The sequence below is a fragment of the Microbacterium algihabitans genome, assembly GCF_032464975.1.
In the GTDB taxonomy this organism is placed as follows: Bacteria; Actinomycetota; Actinomycetes; order Actinomycetales; family Microbacteriaceae; genus Microbacterium; species Microbacterium algihabitans.
The window spans coordinates 308,524-326,945 of sequence record NZ_JAWDIU010000004.1; the positions used below are offsets into that span (position 1 = coordinate 308,524).

The following is an 18,422-nucleotide window of genomic DNA, read 5'->3' on the forward strand; positions in this document are numbered from 1 at the left end:
GGGGGGCCTTCTTCCTGTCCGGCGGATGGATGCGCCGCTCCGTCGGCTCGCGGGTCACCGCGCCGGAGGCGGCGAATTGCTCGTGGTCACGAAGATCGGCGACGTCGAGACCTCCTGCGTCGAAGACGCCGCGGTACCGGTGACCGCGGCCAGGCGCGCCCCGTCGACGCTCGTGACCGTCAGGTACGCCTTGCCCGTCGCCGGAAGCGTCACCGACGTCGTCGAGGTGTCCGCCGACGACCGGGTCGTGCGCCACATCACCCGCGTGGTGACCCCCTTGTCGTTCGAGAACACGTACGACTGCACGTCGCCGGCGAGCGTGTCCGTGCGCACGTAGCGGAAGCCGTCGAGTTGCGACCGCAGGACGTAGAACGCGATCGCGGCCTTCTTCGGCTGGAACCCCTTGACGTTGTCGGTCGCCTGACGGAACAGGCCGAAGTTGTACTCCGTCTCGGTCGGGCCGTAATCGAGCGCCTGGTACCAGTTGACGAGAGCGATCTGCGGGCTCGCCTGCGGCGCGATGAAACTGTAGACGAGCCGGTCGGCCTGCTGTTCCTCGGTCCCGACCTTCGCGGGGTTGCCCTTCTGCTCGGTGGAGATCGACCACCCGACCTCCGTCATGTACAGCGGCTTGCCGACACCTCGATTGTTCTTCTTGATCAACCGCGTGATCTCGTCGGCGACCTCGCCCAGGCGCTGCGGCGTGAGCCCGTAGGGGTGGTACGAGAAGGCGTCGCCGTAGGCGACTCCCCCCGCCGAGAAGAAGTCGCGCCACCAATCGAGGCTGACACCCGCGAGTCCCCCCGCGACGATGACGACATCCGGATGCCGCGACTTCACGAACGGATAGACGATCTTCGCGATGTCGAGATAGCACGCCGCCGTCGCGCCGCAGGCGCTGTTGTTCGTGCCGTTGAACTCGTTGAGCATCTCGACGGTGGTGACGTGGGGGTGCGCGGTGAGGAATGCGTCGATGTACTTCGCGTACGCGCGGATCGCCTCGGGCGACGACGGGAGGCGGCCCCCGTCGTACAGGGGATTGCCGCTGCCGGCCGTCCAGACGAGCGACATGTCGTTCTGATCATCCTCGTCGAGCGTGCGCTGGATCGACGGCGGGGTCGAGTATTCGCCGGCCGACAGCTCGAACTGGCTCCAGTACACCGAGTCGCGTCGCGACGAGAAGCCGAGTCCCTTCAGCATCGGGATCAGACGGTCCATGTTGACGCTGTAGACGCTGTTCGGGTGCGCGCTCAGGGTCTGCACGCTGTAGTAGCGATCGTCCGCGGGGGCGGGGCCGGTGACCCCGAACGCGGCGGTGACGTCTCCATCGGACGGCGAGGAGAGGGTCACCGTGTAGTAGCCGGTCGGCACCCGCTGCGCGACGTCGATGGTGAGGGATCCGTCGTCGGGCTCGGCGGTGCCGGAGACCACCTCGTGACCACCCTCGTCGGCCACGCTCCACGTCACGCTCGCGCTCGCCCCCGACACGGCGAACGACACCGCCCCCGGGTCGGAGAAGATGAGCGTCGGGTTCTCGAGGACGAGATGCGAAGACGAACTCACCCGCTGGACTGCGAAGGTCAGGACGAGGGCGGCGACGACCACGGCCGCTACGACGAGAACGATCGTGGTCGCCCACGCTGCGCGTCGGGTTCTCATCCGTTGCATCCTTCGCGGGCTCCGTCGGGCACGTCAGCTCATCGTAATCGCGCGACGAGTCGGCGCCGTCCCCCGCGTCGCGCGCACCGACCCGCGGTCGCGACAACGAAAGCGCCCCCGACGCCTTCCGAAACGGGAAGGCGCCGGGGGCGCTGGCTCATCGACCTCAGCGGGCCGAGCGGCTCTCCTTGCGGAAGCCGAGGGCACCGAAGCCCGCGAGCAGGAGTGCCGCAGCACCCCACGCGAAGGGAGCCACGTCGCCCATACCGGTCACAGCGAGGCCGCCACCGTTACCGCCGTTGCCCGCGCCACCGTTGCCGGATCCACCGTTGCCGTTGCCGCCCGGAGCGGGGGTGCCGCTCGGGGAGGGCGACGGCGCCGGAACGGCTGCGACGGCGAAGCTGACCGTCGCGGTGCTGGAGACACCCTCGACGGTCTGGGTCGCGACGACCGCGTAGGAGCCCTCACCGAGGGCGGCGGGCAGCACGATCGACCAGGTGCCGTCTTCGTCGACAGTGGTCTCGCCGACCTTGGCGTCGTTGATCGTCACGACGACCTTCGCACCGGCGACACCGGTGCCCGAGACCGAGGTGGGAACGGCCGCGCCGCTGTAGGTGGCGCCGTCCTGGATGCCCGAGATGGTCGGAGCCGACGGAGCGACCGTGAACGACGAGGTGGCCTCGGCGGAGGTCTGCCCGTCACGCGCCTGAACGGCGGTGACGGAGTAGGTGCCGATGCCGAGGTCGGTCTTGACCGACCACTGTCCGCTGGCCGAGACCTTCGCGGTGCCGGTGGCGTCGCCGCCCAGCGTCACCGTGGCGCCGGCGAGGCCGGTGCCCGAGATGGCGGTGAGCTCGTTCTCGACGATCGAGCCGTCGACGGGCGAGACGATGACCGGGGCCTCGGCCTTGACGACGACCGAGGCGTCGACCTCGGCCGAGGTGTTGTAGCCGTTGACGGCCTGCAGCGAGAAGTCGTAGTCGCCCAGCTTGTCGGGGGCGGGGAAGCTCCAGTTGCCGGAACCGTCGGTGGTCGCCTCGAAGGCGTCGCCCGCGGCGGGGGTGACCTTCACGGTCGAACCGGCGGGCGCGGTGCCCGAGATCGTGCCGCCCACGGCGACCGATCCGCCGTCGGCGGGGGTCGTGAGAACGGGAGCGTCGATCTTCAGCGCCACGGTGTAACCACCGGTGCGCTCGAGTCCGGCCTGGAGGTCGGCGGCCCAGAGGAAGGCACCCGTGGGGTCTCCACCCGAGACGACGCCCACGGCGGTCGAGCCCTGGAACACCGAGCCGCCGGAGTCACCGCTGAGGACGGTGCCGGGGGCACCCTCGACCGCGAATCCGTAGACCCAACGGGCATCGCCCGCCTCTTCTTCCACCTGCACCCAGCCCTCGGCCGTGACGGTGCCGCTGGTGAGCCCCGTCGTGCGACCCGACTTGGACGCCGGCTTGTCGAGCTGGGCCTTGCCCACCGCGCGCACGTCGGTGGTCGACTTCGACAGATCGCTCGGCGTCGACCAGTCGGTGATCTCGGGGAGCAGATCGAGCGTGACGTTGGTCACGTCGATGGTCGCGATGTCGACCGACGAGGCGTTTCCGTTCGCGCCCTCGCTGTTGCCCGGGCCGCCGAACTGCGAGAAGCCGAGGGTTCCGAGCGGAGCACCGATCGCGGGCTGGGTGCCGCCGGCGGCCTCGTCGCGGGAGGGGACGGTGAGGAAGCTCTGCGTGAGAGTGCCGTCGGCGTTGCAGTGGCCGGCGGTGATGACGGCGGGGTCGCCCTCGGGGGTCCACCCGCTGAAGCCGACCGAGCACAGGGCGCCCGAGGTGTCGTCGATGGGCGAGACGTAGCCCGCACCGCCGACGACGTCGGTGGCGGCCAGGGCCGAGATCTTGCCGATGTTCTTCACCACGACGTTCGAGGTGGAGTCGACGAAGGCCTTGGCGGTGCCCTCGAGCTCGGCCTCGTCGGTCGAGGTGAAGATCACGACGTTGCCGGAGCCGTCTTTCGCGACGCCCTCGACCTGGTCGTTCTCGGTCATCAGCTTCTTCGCCGTGGAATCGAACTGGGGTCCCGAGGTCGGGGCGGTGGACTCCGCCTCACCGGCGAAGGCGACAGCCGGGGCCAGGAGTCCGGAGGCGGTAAGCGCCAGAGCGGCGGACGCACCGGCCCACCCCAAGCGCTTCATGTTTCGTGTCATCGTCTCTCTCACGTGTCTCGTCGGAAGACGCACGGCGAGCAGGACGGGAACCGCGATCGGGCCCCCACCCACCTCTCAGCGTCGCGCCTACCCTACGACAACCTGAACGTTCGTTATGAAGTTGTTTTCGCTTTCCGTCATTCATGAGAGGACTCTCATGCTTCCCCGGGATCGTGCGGCTGCGTCTCCTGTCTGCAGCCGACGCCGTGGAGCACTTCGGGATCGAACCACCCGCGGCGGAACGCCTTCCCGTGGGGGACGCCGCCTCTTCACCCGCAGCCTCGCCTGAGGGGCCGTCGGGAGATCCGCGGCCTCCCGCCTAGAATCGACACGACCCCGCGCCGCATCTGTAGGCGTGCGCGCAACGACCACCTGATGCCAGGAGCACCCGTGCCCGACACCACGCCCCGCCTCGTCGCGTTCGATCTCGACGACACCCTCGCCCCGTCGAAGTCGCAGATCGACCCCCGCATCGGCGAGCTCCTGCTCGCCCTCGCGGCCCGCGTCGAGGTGGCGATCATCTCCGGAGGCCAGTTGCAGCAGTTCCGCACCCAGGTGGTCGAGCGTCTGCCGCACGCCGACGCGGCGCTCCTGTCGCACTTCCACCTCATGCCGACCTGCGGCACGCAGTACTACCGCCTGAACGCCGAGGGCATCGAGACGGTGTACGCCCACTCGCTCACCGACGACGAGAAGCAGCGCGCCCTCTCCGCAGTGCGCGAAGAGGCCGAGCGCCTGGGTCTGTGGGAGGCCGAGCCCTGGGGCGACATCCTCGAGGACCGCGGCTCGCAGATCACGTTCTCGGCTCTCGGCCAGTCGGCGCCGCTCGAGGCGAAGATGGCGTGGGACCCCACGGGCGAGAAGAAGAACAACCTGCGCGAGGCCGTCGCCGCCCGCATTCCCGACCTCGAGGTGCGCTCGGGCGGGTCGACCTCGGTCGACATCACCCACCGCGGGATCGACAAGGCCTACGGCATGGGCAAGCTCGCGGAGGCGACCGGCATCTCCCTCGACGACATGCTGTTCGTCGGCGACCGCCTCGACCCCGACGGCAACGACTACCCCGTGCTCGCCATGGGCGTCGAGTGCCAGGCCGTGCACGGCTGGGAGGACACCGCAGCGTTCCTCGACGAGCTCGTCCCCACGCTGCCCGAGCGCGCCGAGAGCTGAGCCCCGAGGGCCGGGCCATCCGCCCGCGCTGACGCCGACCCGCGCTCGAGTGCGGGCGGCGCCCGCCCGTCAGAGGATCTGACCGATGGGCTCGCGCTTCTCGGCCTGGAACCGGTCTTCGGTGCGCCCGTAGGCCCAGTATCCCGACAACGACACCTGCGACCGCTCGAGCTGCCACTGCCCGAACACGATGTCGCGCAGGGCCTTCATCGCCTCGCGCTCCCCATGGGCGAACACCTGCCCGCGTCCGGGGAGCGGATGCCACTGCGAAACGGCCTCCGCGAGCACCGGCGTCGCGCCGGCGGGGGCGTCTCCCCGGTGCACCCAGGTGAGGGCGATGCCCTCGGGCGCCCGCAGGGTCACCTGCTCGTCGGGGCTCTGCACCTCGAGGAACGCCGCCCCCACGGCATCCGGAGCCAGAGCCTCCAGCGCCGCCCCGATCGCCGGCAGGGCCGACTCGTCGCCGGCCAGGAGGTGCCAGTCCGCTGTCGAGTCGGGGGCGTATCCCCCGCCGGGCGACGAGACGACCAGGCGCTCCCCCGGCTCGGCTCGGGCGGCCCAGGGGCCGGCGAGTCCCTCGTCGCCGTGCACGACGAAGTCGATCGTGAGCTCGTCGCCGTCGACCGCCCGCACCGTGTACGTGCGCGTGACGGGGAGGTCATCGGGGGCCAGCGTCTCGCGCAGCGCCGCCAGGTCGTACGGCGGCTCGAGACCCAACTCGGGCTTGGCGAAGGTGATCTTGACGTAGGCGTCGGTGTGCGGGCTCTCGCGGAACGCGGTGAGGTCGGTACCGCGCGCACGGATGCGCACGAGGTGCGGGCTCAGACGCTCACGGGAGACGACGGACAGCACGTGCTGCGGACGCGGCGGGCGCGCGGGGCGATCGGACACGGTTCTCCTTCTCAAGACGGGTGCGGACGCCCGTCGACGGCTCAGACGGGCGTAGACGACCTGTCGGCGGTCACGGCGACACGCGCCGCGTCGGCGACGGCGGCGTCGGCGGGGTCGGACGGGCTCAGAGCCTGCGCCACCTCGGTGTAGTAGTCGGCGATGTGCCGGCGGATGCAGTCCCGCGCCTCGGCGGCGTCTCCGCGTTCGACGGCGTCGACGATCCGCCGATGCTCGCGCCGCAGCCGCTGCGCGGTGCTCGCCCAGTCGTCGAGCCGCAAGGCCCCGGCTCGCGTGTAGGCCTCGATCGAACTGCGGAGTCCGGCCATCATGGCCGAGACGACGGCGTTGCCCGACGCCTCGGCGAGGGCCTGATGGAACCGCGCGTCGAGAGCGAGGAACTCATCGGATGCCAGGTCGTCGGCATCCATCGCGTCGAGCACCTCGACGGTGTCGGTGAGGTCGGCCTCCGCGCCGGCGAGGCGTTCGGCGACGTCGCACTCGAGCACGATGCGCGTGCGCACCACGTCGCCCAGCGGGAAGCCGTTGGCGGCGACCTGCAGGCGCAGGAAGGCGGCGAGGCCCCCGCGCGGGGTCGTGACGATCATCGCGCCCGCCGTCGGACCGGATCCCGTCGCGGTGCGCACCACGCCGAGCACCTCGAGCACGCGTACCGCTTCGCGCACGCTCGAGCGCCCGACGCCCAGCTGGGTCGCGAGCTCGCGTTCGGGCGTCAATCGATCGCCGGGGGCGAGCCGGCCCTCGCGGAGGTCGCCCTCGATCCGCTCGAGCACCACCTGCCAGGCGCGTGGAGCGCTGTTCGGCATGGCATCCTCCGTCTGCGCGGACCTCACGGTGTGACCCGACCACATCACCCTACGCGCGTGTCCGCGCGGCGACAGGGGGTTCAGGCGTCGGCGGCCATGCGGTATCCCTCGGGGTTCGTCGTCTGCCAGTTCCAGTAGTCGCGGCACGCGTCGTCGATCTCGAGTCGCGTGCGCCAGCCGAGCACCTCGCCGGCCTTGGTGGGGTCGCAGTAGGTCGCGGCGACATCCCCCGGGCGGCGGTCGAGGATCTTCTTGGGCAGTTCGTGCCCCACGGCCTTCTCGAACGAGGCGATGAGCTCGAGCACGCTGACCGGACGACCGGTGCCGAGATTGAACACCGCGTGACCCGGCTGCGCCTGCTCGAGAGCGGCGACGTGACCCTCGGCGAGGTCGACGACGTGGATGTAGTCGCGCAGACCCGTGCCGTCGGGGGTGTCGTAGTCGGAGCCGAAGACGCCGATCTCGTCGAGCGAGCCGATCGCCACGCGCGAGACGTACGGCATGAGGTTGTTGGGGATGCCGGCGGGGTCTTCACCGATGAGACCCGACGGGTGCGCGCCGACCGGGTTGAAATAGCGCAGCACCGTCACGTTGAGATCGGGGTTCACCCGCGCGACGTCGGCGAGCACGACCTCGTTCATGCGCTTGGACTTGCTGTAGGCGTTCGAGAGGTCGACGCTCGTGGTCGACTCCTCGGTGAAGGGCAGGTCGGCCGGGTCGGAGTACACCGTGCCGGTGCTCGAGAAGACGAAGCTCCGGATGCCGCGGGCGATACCGACCCGCAGCAGAGCGAACGTGGTGTCGAGGTTGTTGGAGTAGTACTCGAGGGGCTTCTGCGTCGACTCGCCCACGGCCTTGAACGCGGCGAGGTGGATGATCGCGTCGATCGGTCCGTGGTCGTCGAAGGCGGAGGCGACGACGGCTTCGTCGGCGGCGTCGCCGATGATCAGCGGCGCGGGCTTGCCGGTGATCTTCTCGACCCGCTCGGCGGCGACGGCGTGCGTCCCCGACAGGTCGTCGAGCAGGACGACGTCATGACCGGCTTCGAGCAGGGCGACGGCCGTGTGGGTTCCGATGTAACCGGCACCGCCGGCCAGGAGTACGCGCATGCCTCCAGGCTATCGGTCGACTCCGACGCCGATCGTCACGCTCGCGCTCGCGGCGGCCCTCAGCGGCCGTCGAGCCGCCCGCCCGACTCGCGCAGGTAGCAGGCCGCGCACATCGACTCGTAGGTGACTTCGCCCGCGATCTGCCCCTCGTCGATCGCGACCTGGTCGCCATCGAAGACGAACCTTCCGCCGACGAGACGCGCGTTGAAGATCGCCTTGCGGCCGCAGCGGCAGATGGTCTTGAGCTCTTCGAGGCTGTGGGCGATCTCCATCAAACGGGCCGATCCCGGGAAGGCCTCGGTGCGGAAATCGGTGCGGATGCCGTACGCGAGCACGGGGATGCCGTCGAGCACCGCGATGCGCAGCAGGTCGTCGACCTGCGCCGGGGTGAAGAACTGCGCCTCATCGACGAGCAGGCACGCGACGGGCGCGTGCCCCGCCGCAGCATGGAACACCTCGCGCAGGTCGTCGGCGGGCGCCACGAGGAAGTCGACCGAACGCTTCACACCGAGTCGGCTGTCGATCTGGTCGGCGCCCTTGGTGTCGATCTCGGGCTTGGCCAGCAGCACGCGCTGACCGCGCTCCTCGTAGTTGTACGCCGCTTGGAGCAGGGCCGTCGACTTGCCGGAGTTCATCGCCCCGTAGCGGAAGTACAGCTTCGCCACGAGCGCCTCAGGGGTTGATCGAGAGGGCCTGCGCCGTGGCGTCCAGCTCTCGACGGGCGACGTCGGGTCGCGTGTTCAGCGACTCCCCGTAGCTGGGGATGAGCTCGCGCAGACGCGGCTCCCACGCGGCCATGCGCTCGGGGAAGCACGTCTTGATCAGGCCGAGCATGATCGACACGGCCGTCGAGGCGCCCGGCGAGGCGCCGAGGAGACCGGCGATGGAGTGGTCGGCCGAGGTGACGACCTCGGTGCCGAACTGCAGGACGCCGCCCTTGTCCTTATCGCGCTTCATCACCTGGGCGCGCTGACCGGCGTCGAGCAGCTCCCAGTCGTCGTCCTTCGCGGTGGGCATGAACTCGCGGAGGCTGTCGACCTTCTTCGCGTGCGTCTTGAGCAGCTCGCTCACGAGGTACTTGATGAGGCCCGGGTTGTCGACGGCGACCTTGAGCATGGGTCCGATGTTGTGCGGACGAACCTGCGTGACGATGTCGAGCATCGAGCCGTTCTTGAGGAACTTCGGGCTGAAGGTCGCGAACGGTCCGAACAGCAGAGCCGACTCCCCGTCGACGACACGCGTGTCGAGGTGCGGCACCGACATGGGAGGCGCGCCCACCGAAGCCTGCGAGTAGACCTTGGCGCGGTGCTTCGAGACGATGTCGGGGTTCGAGGTCTTCAACCACTGCCCGCCGATCGGGAAGACGCCGTAGCCCTTGATCTCGGGGATACCCGAGCGCTGGAGCAGCTTCAGCGCCCATCCGCCTGCACCCACGAAGACGAACTTCGCGTTGATGGAGCCCGGGGTGCCGCCGATGACGTGGCGGTACGAGACCTCCCAGGTGCCGTCCTTCTTCTTTTTGAGCTTCTTGACGTCGTGGTTGGTGGCGACCTCGACGCCCTTCTCGCTCAGGTTCGCGAAGAGCTGGCGCGTGAGCGAGCCGAAGTCGACGTCGGTGCCGGCGGGCACGCGGGTGGCGGCGAAGGGCTCGCCCTTGCGACGCTTCTGCATCAGCAGCGGAGCCCACTGGTTGATGACGCGGGAGTCCTCGCTGTACTCGATGCCGGCGAACAGCGGCTGCTGCTTGAGCACCTCGTAGCGGCGACGCAGGTACGCCACGTCTTTCTCGCCGCGCACGAAGGTCATGTGCGGGGTCGCGTTGATGAACGTCGACGGCTCGTCGAGCACGCCCTCGGCCACGAGCGTCGACCAGAGCTGGCGGCTCTGCTGAAACTGCTCGTTGATCGCGACGGCCTTCGACGGGTCGAGCGCTCCGTCTTTGCTGTCGGGCATGTAGTTGAGCTCGCACAGCGCCGCGTGGCCCGTGCCGGCGTTGTTCCAGGCGTTGGAGCTCTCCTGCGCGACGTCGCTGAGGCGCTCCAGCACCGCGATCTTCAGATCGGGCTGGAGGTCTTTGAGCAGCGTGCCGAGAGTGGCGGACATGATGCCGCCACCGATGAGGAGAACATCGACGTTTTCAGTCACCCGTCGATTCTAGGTGCGGGCCGTGAGGTGTCTCGACATCGAGAGATCGGTCGGTTCGATGTCGAGACACCTGACACCCGGCATCCGGATGCCGTGTCCTCAGGCGGTCGCGAGACGCTTCTGGGCGACGAGCTCGGCGATCTGCACCGCGTTCAGCGCCGCGCCCTTGCGCAGGTTGTCGTTGCTGATGAACAGTACGAGGCCCTTGCCCTCGGGGGCGGACTGGTCGGCGCGGATGCGGCCGACGTAGCTGGGGTCGGTGCCGGCGGCCTGCAGCGGAGTGGGCACCTCTTCGAGGCGCACGCCGGGGGCGTCGGAGAGCAGCTCGCGGGCGCGCTCGGGCGAGAGGTCGCGCGCGAACTCGGCGTTGATGCTGAGCGAGTGACCCGTGAAGACGGGGACGCGCACGCAGGTGCCGGCGACGCGCAGCTCGGGCAGCTCGAGGATCTTGCGGCTCTCGTTGCGCAGCTTCTTCTCTTCGTCGGTCTCGTTGAGGCCGTCGTCGACCAGGTTGCCCGCAAAGGGGATGACGTCGAACGCGATCGGGGCGACGTACTTCTCGGGTGCGGGGAAGTCGAGGGCCGAACCGTCGCGCACGAGACGCTCGACGCCGCCCTGCGCGAGCACTCCCTCGACCTGGCCCAGGAGCTCCTGGGCACCGGCTAGGCCGGACCCCGAGACGGCCTGGTAGGTGCTGACGATGAGGCGCTCGAGGCCCGCCTCGGTGTCGAGCACCTTCAGCACCGGCATGGCGGCCATGGTCGTGCAGTTGGGGTTGGCGACGATGCCCTTGACGGCCTCGTCGATCGCGTGCGGGTTGACCTCGCTGACGACCAGCGGCACCTCGGGGTCCATGCGCCAGGCGCTGGAGTTGTCGATGACGAGCGCGCCCGCCTCGGCGAAGCGCGGCGCGTGGGCCCGCGAACCGGTGGCGCCGGCGGAGAAGAGGGCGACCTCGACCCCCGCGGGATCGGCCGTGGCGACGTCTTCGACGACGACGGAGTGACCGCCGAAGTCGATCGAGGTGCCGGCGGAGCGAGCGGTGGCGAACAGCCGCAGCTCGCGGATGGGGAACGAGCGCTCGGCGAGGATCTCGAGCATGACGGTGCCGACCTGGCCGGTGGCGCCGACGACGGCGAGGGAGATTCCGGAATCGGAGATGCGGGTCATGCGAGTGTCCTTGCGTTCGGGATTTCGATGATCTTACCGGCAGGCGCAGACGGCTCTTCGCGAACCCGTTACACCGCGGAAACAGCGCGCTCTATATTGTGTTCACGATGAACACTTATGACGGATCCTCCCCCGTGCGGATCGCCGTTCTGCAGGCCCGCGGAGAGCCCGGCGACGTGCCCCGCAACCTCGAGCGCATCGCCCGGGCCGCACGCGAGGCGCGGAAGGGCGGAGCCGAGATCCTGGTCACCCCCGAGATGTTCGCGACCGGCTACAACATCGGTCCGCGACTCGGCGAGGTCGTGACCGATGACCTCGTCGACCGCCTGCGCGAGGTCGCCGTCCGGGCCGGCATCGCCCTCGTCGTGGGCACCGGCCTGCGCCGCCCCGACGGCATCGCGAACGCCGTGCTCGTGATCGACGCCGAGGGCACGGTGCTCGCGCGGTACGACAAGACGCATCTCTTCGGCGACCTCGACCGTTCGCTCTTCGTCGCGGGCGAGACGCTCGGTCCCCTCCTCACCTGGCGGGGCCTTCGCCTCGGTCTGCTCATCTGCTACGACGTGGAGTTCCCCGAGAACGTCCGAGCCCTCGCCGTGGCCGGCGCCGATCTGATCCTCGTGCCGACGGCCCAGATGGAGCCCTACGCCTTCATCGCGGAGCACCTCATCCGCGTGCGCGCGTGGGAGAGCCAGGTCGCGATCGCCTACGCCAACCGCGTCGGGTCGGAGGGCGATCTGAGCTACGTCGGGCGCAGCAGCGTCGTGGGTGCCGACGGCGTCGTTCTGGCCGCCGCGGGCCCCGACCGCGACGAACTGCTGCTCGCGACGGTCGACCCCGCCGCGATCGAGCGCTCCCGCGCCGCGAACCCCTACCTGCGCGACCGGCGTCCCGACCTCACCTCCGCTCCCTCCCCGCAGACCGCCCCCCGGCAGCCCGACCCCGTCACCCGCAACGAAAGGCCGCCCGCATGACCCCCACTCCCCCGACAACCCCCGGCGTGAAGCGACTCTCGGGTCGACTCGGCACCGGCTCGATCGTCTTCATGGTGATCGCCGCCGCCGCTCCCCTCACCGTCATCGGCGGCAACGTGCCGATCGCGGTCGGCTCGGGCAACGGCGCCGGCGCCCCGGTCGGCTTCCTGCTGGCCGCGCTCGTGCTGCTCGTCTTCGCCGTCGGCTTCGTCACGATGACGCCCTACGTCCGCGATGCCGGAGCGTTCTTCTCGTACGCCTCGGCGGGGCTCGGCCCGCGCGCGGGACTGGCCGCCGCCTTCGTCGCCCTCGTGGCCTACACCGCCATCCAGGTCGGCGTGTACGGCTTCCTCGGGTGGGCGCTCGGAGATCTCGTGACGTTCTTCGGGGGGCCGACCCTGCACTGGGGCGTCTACGCCTTCGTCGCGCTGATCCTCGTCGCCGTGCTCGGCTACCGACACATCGAACTGTCGTCGCGCGTGCTGGGGATCGCCCTGGTCGCCGAGATCACCGTGGTCGTCGTGCTCGACGTCGTCATCTTCTCGACCGGTGGCGCCGAGGGGATCGCGTGGTCGACGTTCTCGGCCGAGAACGTCTTCAGCCCCGGCCTCGCCATCTCGGTGCTGTTCGCGCTCACCGGGTTCATCGGGTTCGAGGCGACGGCCGTCTTCCGCGACGAGGCGCGCGACCCCGCCCGCACGATCCCCCGCGCCACCTACCTGGCCGTCATCATCATCGGCGTCTTCTACGCCGTGTCGTGCTGGGCGCTGATCACGGGCGCGGGCACCGACGGCGCGGTCGCTCTCGCGAAGGCGACGCTGGCGGGCGACGCGAACATGCTGATGGACCTCACCGGTCGCTACCTCGGCCCGATCTTCCAGGACATCACGCAGGTGCTTTTGGTGACGAGCCTGTTCGCCTGCGTGCTGTCGTTCCACAACATCATCGCGCGCTACCAGTTCACCCTCGCCGGTCGCGGCGCACTCCCCCGGCGCCTCGGCGTCGTGCACGGGCGCCACGAATCGCCCGCGTTCTCGTCGATGGTGCAGACGATCACCGCCGCGGTCATCGTGGGTGCGTTCGCGCTGTTCGACGTCGAACCCCTGGTCGGCGTCTTCGGCTCGATGGCCGGGGTCGCCACGGTCGGCATGGTGCTGCTCATGCTGCTCACCTCGGTGGCCGTGCTGGTCTTCTTCTCGCGCAACGCCCAGGTGCGCCGCGCCCTCATCGGCCGCGCGGTGGTCGCCCCGATCGCCGCGGTGATCGGCCTGGCGCTCTCGCTCTGGCTGGTGCTGTCGAACTTCACGCTGGTGACCGGAGGAAGCGTCGCCCTGTCGATCGTGCTCGCTCTGCTCCCGGTGGCCGCGGGTGTGGTCGGTGCGGCGTGGGGCGGGCGACGCCGTATCGGGGAGATCCAGGTACCGGATGCCACGCCCACCGCCGCGATCGCCGTCGCCCGCGCGCAGGATGACATGATCGACGGATGACGACGGAGAGTGCCGATGCCGCCGCGGCCCCGGCACTCTCGTCGATCGTCCCGCTCTCGGCATCCGACGCCGTCCGCGCCCGACTGTGCCTCGCGATCGAACTGGGCCTGCTGCCGCCCGGTGCCCACCTGCCCTCGGATCACCGCGCGGCGGACGCGTTCGGAGTCAGCACGGCGACCGTGCGCCGGGTGTTCGAGACCCTGACCGAGGAGGGACTGCTCGAGCGGCGCCGCGGCCGCAACGGCGGCACGTTCGTCTCGGCCCACGCCGACATCTCGCGCTGGGCGAACGACCCGGCCGTGGTCCGACTGCGCGGCGAGACCCCGACGGTGCGGGTCCTCATCGCCCAGCGCGCGCTGATCGAGTCGTCCCTCGCCGCCGAGGCGGCCTGGCACCGCGACGACCCGACCGCGATCGCCCACCTGAATGCGGCTCGGCAGGCGAGCGCCGACGCGTCCGCCGCGGACGACTGGTCGCAGTTCCACGAGGCAGACGTGCGGTTCCACCGCGCGATGGCCGCGGCGGCGCTCCAGGACTGGGCCCTCGAGACGCACCGCACGACCGCCGACGCGCTCTACGGCTACTTCGTGCCGTACCCGATCGAGTACCTCCGCGGCAGTAACGACGAGCACCTTGCGATCCTCGCCGCCGTCGAAGCCGGCGATGCCGAGCGCGCGGCGGCTCTCGCGCGCGAGCACGTGCTCGAGCTGCGCGCGTCGATGTTCATCTCGGCGCGACCCAGCGGCATCCGCTCGTCGTGAGCGTCGACCGCCGCGGATGAGCCGGGCGGATCAGCGACCGGTGCCGGCGTGGACCGTGGCCTCGGCGTCGCCGTCGAGACCGTACGCGGTGTGCACGAGGCGGGCGGCCTCGGCGAGGTCGACGCCGCGCACCACGACCGAGATGCGGATCTCGGAGGTCGAGATCATCTCGATGTTGACGCCCGCCAGGCTCAGCGCCTCGAACAGCGTCGCCGAGACGCCCGAGTGCGTGCGCATGCCCGCGCCGACGACCGAGAGCTTGCCGATCTGATCGTCGTGCACGAGGCTCTGGAACCCGACCTCGGACTGCTCGCCCGCGAGGGCCTTGAGCGCGACGGAGGCGTCGGTCTTGGGCAGCGTGAACGAGATGTCGGTGCGACCGGTCGCCGCCGCCGAGACGTTCTGCACGATCATGTCGACGTTGGCACCGGACTTGGCGACGATCTTGAAGATGTCGGCGGCCTTGCCGGGCACGTCGGGCACGCCGATGACGGTGATCTTGGCCTGGCTGAGGTCGGTGGCGACGCCGGCGACGATGGGCTCTTCCATGGTGGCTCCCTCGGGGACGAGCGGGTACTTCTTCGACGGGTCGAGCACCCAGGTGCCCTCGTTCGGGCTGAACGTGGACCGGGCGTGGATCAGCACGCCGTGGCGCCGCGCGTACTCGACCGCGCGAATGTAGAGGACCTTGGCACCGTTGGCGGCGAGCTCGAGCATCTCTTCGCTGCCGACGCGGTCGAGCTTGCGCGCGAGAGGCACGACGCGCGGGTCGGCGGTGAAGATGCCGTCGACGTCGCTGTAGATCTCGCAGACGTCGGCCTTCAGCGCCGCGGCGAGCGCGACGGCGGTCGTGTCGGATCCGCCGCGACCGAGCGTGGTGATGTCGCGGGTGTCGCGGTTGAATCCCTGGAAGCCGGCGACGATGACGATCGCGCCCTCGTCGAGCGCCTCGCGGAGTCGGATGGGCGTGACGTCGACGATGCGGGCCGCGCCGTGCGTGGCATCCGTGATCATGCCCGCCTGGCTGCCGGTGAACGAACGCGCCTCGAAGCCCATCGAGTGGATGGCCATGGCTAGCAGCGCCATCGAGATGCGCTCTCCGCTGGACAGCAGCATGTCGAGCTCGCGCGGCGCGGGGATCGGCGCGACCTGACCGGCGAGGTCGAGGAGCTCGTCGGTGGTGTCGCCCATGGCGCTGACGGCGACGACGACCTCGTGGCCGGCGCGACGCGTGTCGACGATGCGCTTGGCGACCCGCTTGATGCTCTCGGCGTCGGCGACGGACGAGCCGCCGTACTTCTGGACGATCAGAGCCATGAGGAGAACTCCCGGAGGGGTCGTGCGTCGGGATGCCACGACGCCGGCGCTGGTGTCGCGCCCGAGGATCATCCTAAAGGCGCGCGCATACCGCCCCCGTCATGCACGTACTGTCATGCGAGCGCCCAGCCGCCCGCGGATAGGATCGACGGGTTCCACCCCCTCCCCCCTGGAGCGATCGGATGCCGCTCACCCCCGGCCACTGGCTGTCGTCGCTGCGCCGTCTCGTGCACACCGACGACGCGTCGTCGTCGCCCGACACGACCCTGCTGCCCGTCATCGACGAGGCGCTGTCGACGCGCATCCTCGACCTCGCGATCCGCATCGGCGAGACGATGCTGGTCGTCGGCGCGCCCGCCAACGAGGTGACGCTCACGATCGTGCGCGTGTGCGGGGCGTACGGACTCGACCCCGTGCACGTCGACGTGACCTACAACTCGATCACCATCGCGCACAGCCGGCCGGGGGCGACCCATCCGACGACCCTGCTGCGCGTCGTGCGCGGCTCGGTACCCGACCACGCGAAGCTGCAGCGCCTGCAGGCCCTCGTCGAGGAGATCGCGAACGGCCTGGCCCTCGACGACGCCATCTCGCGCTGCCGCGCCATCCGGCGCCTGCCGTTCCGCTACCGCCCCGCGATCGTCATCGTCTCGCAAGCCTCGCTCGCGGCCGGCGTCGCCATCATGTTCGGTGCGAACTGGCTCGCCCTCGTGCTGTCGTTCATCGCCGCGGCGCTCGCGGCGACCACGCAGCACATCATGGCCCGTGCCCGCGTGCCCTACTTCTTCGCCCAGATCGCGGGCGGCTTCGTGCTCACCGTCGTCGCGGCGCTCTCCCCCCTGCTGCGTTACACGGGCCTCGACGCGGCCGCGGCGATCAGACCGTCGGTGATCGTGGCATCCGGGATCGTGCTGATGCTCGCGGGACTCACCGTCGTCGGCGCGGCCCAAGACGCGATCGACGGCTTCGCCCTCACCGCCACGGGCCGCATTCTCGAGCTGACGACGCAGACGCTCGGCGTGGTACTCGGAATCCTCGCCGGTCTCGAGACCGTGCGCGTGATCGGTCTCGGCATGTCGCCGCCGTCCACGGCTCTGCCGCTCGGACCCGTCGCCCTGCAGTTCGTGGGCGCCGCCGTCATCGCCATCGCGGTAGCGGTGTACAACGGCGCCGGCGCACGCATCGTCGTGGTCAGCGCGGCGCTCAGCCTCGTCGCCTGGGCCGGGTACGTCGCGGCGACCGGGGTCGGCTTCGAGGTCGCGGCCGCGAGCGGCGTGGGCGCCTTCGTCGGCAGCTTCGCCGGCATCGTGGTCGCCTACCGCCTGCACGTGCCGTCGGTCGCGATCACGACCGCGGCGATCCTGCCACTCGTGCCCGGTGCCGCGGTGTTCCGCGGACTGCTCGGCGTGGTCGAGTCGGGCGACGACCCCACCGTGCTCATGACCGGCGTGACCACCCTCGCGGGGGCGGCCACCATCGGCATCGCGTTGGCCGTCGGCGCCTCGCTCGGCATCTACCTCGGCCAGCCGGTGCGCGCGACGCTGACCAGCGTCACCCGGGTGCGGGCGCGCGTGCGGCGGTAGTCGCGGGCGGCCGGCGCGGACTTTCCGAGGCCGAGGTCAGAGCGCGCGGCGGCCCTCGAAGGCGCGACCCAAGGTGACCTCGTCGGCGTATTCGAGGTCTCCGCCGACGGGGAGACCGGATGCCAGGCGGGTGACGCGGATCTCGAGCGTGTGCAGCAGCCGGCTGAGGTAGGTCGCGGTCGCCTCGCCCTCGAGGTTGGGGTTGGTCGCGAGGATGACCTCTTGCACCGTGCCGTCGGCGAGGCGCTGCATGAGCTGGGTGACGCGCAGGTCGTCGGGACCGATGCCGGCGATCGGGCTGATCGCCCCGCCGAGCACGTGGTACAGACCGCGGAACTCGCGGGTGCGCTCGATCGCGGCCACGTCTTTCGCGTCTTCGACGACGCAGATCAGGGTGGCGTTGCGACGGGGGTCGCGGCAGATGGAGCAGCGCTCCTGCTCGGTGACGTTGCCGCAGATCTCGCAGAACTTGACCTTGTCGCGGATCTCGCCGAGCAGAGTCGACAGTCGCGAGACGTCGAACGACGGCGACTGCAGGATGTGGAACGCGATGCGCTGGGCCGACTTCGGGCCGATGCCCGGCAAGCGGCCGAACTCGTCGATGAGGTCTTGGACGATTCCGTCGTACATCAGTTGAACCTCGTCGGGGGCTCGTAGGGTTCGTCACGCACGTAGGTGGCGCCGAGCATCTGTCGCACGACCGCCTCGCCGTAGCGCTGCACGCCGCCGCCAAGCGGGGGCATGCGCGGAACGACGACCGGCGGCAGCGGGGCCTCGGTCTCGTCGGCGGGCGGGATCACGTCGTCGTCGTCGACCTCTTCGGGGGCCGGGACCGACCGGGCCACGTCACGGGGCGGGAGCACGACACCCTCGCGCACGGGGGTGGCCGGTGCGATGCCCGCGGAGGCCTCGTCGGGTTCGTCGTCGACCGCCAGGGCGGTCGGAGCGCGGAACGCCGACGGCGCGGCGCCGTCGGAGGCCGGGATGGGCGCCACGGCCCACTCGGTCACCGACGAGGCGTACGGGGCCGACGAGGTCGCGGCGCGCGGCGCGGGGGGCTGCTGCCCGCTCGGTCGCGTCGCCTGCGGGCCGGCGGGCGCCGGGCCGGCCGGTCCGCGCGGAGCGCCGCCCTGGC

The 18,422-nt window shown here is 70.4% G+C and carries 15 protein-coding genes and 1 pseudogene; 5 read left to right on the forward strand and 11 right to left on the reverse strand.

All coding sequences use genetic code 11. The annotated features are described in order from the left end of the window. Positions 1 to 54: 54 nt before the first annotated feature. Together RWH43_RS13120 and RWH43_RS13125 are read right to left on the reverse strand one after the other, a co-directional pair. Positions 55 to 1,659 carry a glycoside hydrolase 5 family protein gene (locus RWH43_RS13120; RefSeq protein ID WP_316001705.1) on the reverse strand — a complete coding sequence of 535 codons (1,605 nt, stop codon included), beginning with the start codon at positions 1,657 to 1,659 and terminating at the stop codon, positions 55 to 57. Positions 1,660 to 1,825: 166 nt separating this feature from the next. Beyond that, positions 1,826 to 3,856 (reverse strand): Ig-like domain-containing protein, encoded by a 2,031-nt coding sequence (locus tag RWH43_RS13125; protein ID WP_316001706.1) that lies wholly within the window; start codon positions 3,854 to 3,856, stop codon positions 1,826 to 1,828. Between the two features lie 375 nt (positions 3,857 to 4,231). Here RWH43_RS13125 and RWH43_RS13130 point away from each other — a divergent pair, with 375 nt between their 5' ends. After that, positions 4,232 to 5,026 (forward strand): HAD-IIB family hydrolase, encoded by a 795-nt coding sequence (locus tag RWH43_RS13130; protein WP_316001707.1) that lies wholly within the window; start codon positions 4,232 to 4,234, stop codon positions 5,024 to 5,026. 69 nt (positions 5,027 to 5,095) lie between these two features. Here RWH43_RS13130 and RWH43_RS13135 read toward each other — a convergent pair whose 3' ends face one another. From RWH43_RS13135 to RWH43_RS13160, 6 genes are all read right to left on the reverse strand, one after another. Then, positions 5,096 to 5,917: a siderophore-interacting protein gene (locus RWH43_RS13135; protein ID WP_144832979.1), complete on the reverse strand. Its 822-nt coding sequence runs from the start codon at positions 5,915 to 5,917 to the stop codon at positions 5,096 to 5,098. A 41-nt stretch (positions 5,918 to 5,958) separates the two neighbouring features. Further along, positions 5,959 to 6,741: a FadR/GntR family transcriptional regulator gene (locus RWH43_RS13140; protein WP_154097420.1), complete on the reverse strand. Its 783-nt coding sequence runs from the start codon at positions 6,739 to 6,741 to the stop codon at positions 5,959 to 5,961. An 80-nt stretch (positions 6,742 to 6,821) separates the two neighbouring features. Next, complete coding sequence (gene galE, locus RWH43_RS13145) at positions 6,822 to 7,850, reverse strand: UDP-glucose 4-epimerase GalE (RefSeq protein WP_316001708.1); 1,029 nt, start codon at positions 7,848 to 7,850, stop codon at positions 6,822 to 6,824. Between the two features lie 59 nt (positions 7,851 to 7,909). Next, positions 7,910 to 8,515: a thymidine kinase gene (locus RWH43_RS13150; protein WP_144832974.1), complete on the reverse strand. Its 606-nt coding sequence runs from the start codon at positions 8,513 to 8,515 to the stop codon at positions 7,910 to 7,912. Positions 8,516 to 8,522: 7 nt separating this feature from the next. Then, positions 8,523 to 9,995 carry a malate:quinone oxidoreductase gene (locus RWH43_RS13155; RefSeq protein ID WP_144832972.1) on the reverse strand — a complete coding sequence of 491 codons (1,473 nt, stop codon included), beginning with the start codon at positions 9,993 to 9,995 and terminating at the stop codon, positions 8,523 to 8,525. A gap of 99 nt (positions 9,996 to 10,094) precedes the next feature. Next, a complete protein-coding gene (locus RWH43_RS13160) occupies positions 10,095 to 11,165 on the reverse strand; it encodes an aspartate-semialdehyde dehydrogenase (protein ID WP_144832970.1) in 1,071 nt (356 codons plus the stop codon). 107 nt (positions 11,166 to 11,272) lie between these two features. Here RWH43_RS13160 and RWH43_RS13165 point away from each other — a divergent pair, with 107 nt between their 5' ends. From RWH43_RS13165 to RWH43_RS13175, 3 genes are read left to right on the forward strand one after another with little or no spacing between them, the layout of a single operon-like run. Further along, on the forward strand, positions 11,273 to 12,139 hold the full coding sequence (locus RWH43_RS13165; protein ID WP_230705150.1) for a carbon-nitrogen hydrolase family protein: 867 nt from the start codon (positions 11,273 to 11,275) through the stop codon (positions 12,137 to 12,139). Then, entirely contained in the window at positions 12,136 to 13,626 is a 1,491-nt protein-coding gene (locus tag RWH43_RS13170) for an APC family permease (protein ID WP_154097418.1), read from the forward strand. Before RWH43_RS13165 ends, RWH43_RS13170 begins: the two co-directional genes overlap by 4 nt. Next, entirely contained in the window at positions 13,623 to 14,387 is a 765-nt protein-coding gene (locus RWH43_RS13175) for a FadR/GntR family transcriptional regulator (RefSeq protein WP_144832966.1), read from the forward strand. Before RWH43_RS13170 ends, RWH43_RS13175 begins: the two co-directional genes overlap by 4 nt. Before the next feature lie 30 nt (positions 14,388 to 14,417). On the opposite strand, the gene RWH43_RS13180 is transcribed toward RWH43_RS13175, so the two are convergent. Then, positions 14,418 to 15,704: an aspartate kinase gene (locus RWH43_RS13180; RefSeq protein ID WP_144832964.1), complete on the reverse strand. Its 1,287-nt coding sequence runs from the start codon at positions 15,702 to 15,704 to the stop codon at positions 14,418 to 14,420. A gap of 182 nt (positions 15,705 to 15,886) precedes the next feature. Here RWH43_RS13180 and RWH43_RS13185 point away from each other — a divergent pair, with 182 nt between their 5' ends. Further along, positions 15,887 to 17,287 carry a threonine/serine exporter family protein gene (locus tag RWH43_RS13185; protein WP_230705148.1) on the forward strand — a complete coding sequence of 467 codons (1,401 nt, stop codon included), beginning with the start codon at positions 15,887 to 15,889 and terminating at the stop codon, positions 17,285 to 17,287. A 36-nt stretch (positions 17,288 to 17,323) separates the two neighbouring features. Here the strand turns inward: RWH43_RS13185 and recR are convergent, their stop codons facing one another. Further along, positions 17,324 to 17,917, reverse strand: coding sequence for a recombination mediator RecR (gene recR, locus RWH43_RS13190; RefSeq protein ID WP_150958566.1), 594 nt, complete (start codon positions 17,915 to 17,917; stop codon positions 17,324 to 17,326). Beyond that, a pseudogene (locus RWH43_RS13195) lies at positions 17,917 to 18,422 on the reverse strand (DNA polymerase III subunit gamma and tau); the annotation flags it as partial. The gene recR and the pseudogene RWH43_RS13195, both read right to left, overlap by 1 nt.

What these genes read in the sequence shown, in the direction of transcription:
- RWH43_RS13120 (WP_316001705.1), bottom strand. Translation starts at nt 1,659, where the DNA reads ATGAGAACCCGACGCGCAGCGTGGGCGACCACGATCGTTCTCGTCGTA.
- RWH43_RS13125 (WP_316001706.1), bottom strand. Translation starts at nt 3,856, where the DNA reads ATGACACGAAACATGAAGCGCTTGGGGTGGGCCGGTGCGTCCGCCGCT.
- RWH43_RS13130 (WP_316001707.1), top strand. Translation starts at nt 4,232, where the DNA reads ATGCCAGGAGCACCCGTGCCCGACACCACGCCCCGCCTCGTCGCGTTC.
- RWH43_RS13140 (WP_154097420.1), bottom strand. Translation starts at nt 6,741, where the DNA reads ATGCCGAACAGCGCTCCACGCGCCTGGCAGGTGGTGCTCGAGCGGATC.
- galE (WP_316001708.1), bottom strand. Translation starts at nt 7,850, where the DNA reads ATGCGCGTACTCCTGGCCGGCGGTGCCGGTTACATCGGAACCCACACG.
- RWH43_RS13160 (WP_144832970.1), bottom strand. Translation starts at nt 11,165, where the DNA reads ATGACCCGCATCTCCGATTCCGGAATCTCCCTCGCCGTCGTCGGCGCC.
- RWH43_RS13165 (WP_230705150.1), top strand. Translation starts at nt 11,273, where the DNA reads ATGAACACTTATGACGGATCCTCCCCCGTGCGGATCGCCGTTCTGCAG.
- RWH43_RS13170 (WP_154097418.1), top strand. Translation starts at nt 12,136, where the DNA reads ATGACCCCCACTCCCCCGACAACCCCCGGCGTGAAGCGACTCTCGGGT.
- RWH43_RS13175 (WP_144832966.1), top strand. Translation starts at nt 13,623, where the DNA reads ATGACGACGGAGAGTGCCGATGCCGCCGCGGCCCCGGCACTCTCGTCG.
- RWH43_RS13180 (WP_144832964.1), bottom strand. Translation starts at nt 15,704, where the DNA reads ATGGCTCTGATCGTCCAGAAGTACGGCGGCTCGTCCGTCGCCGACGCC.
- RWH43_RS13185 (WP_230705148.1), top strand. Translation starts at nt 15,887, where the DNA reads ATGCCGCTCACCCCCGGCCACTGGCTGTCGTCGCTGCGCCGTCTCGTG.
- recR (WP_150958566.1), bottom strand. Translation starts at nt 17,917, where the DNA reads ATGTACGACGGAATCGTCCAAGACCTCATCGACGAGTTCGGCCGCTTG.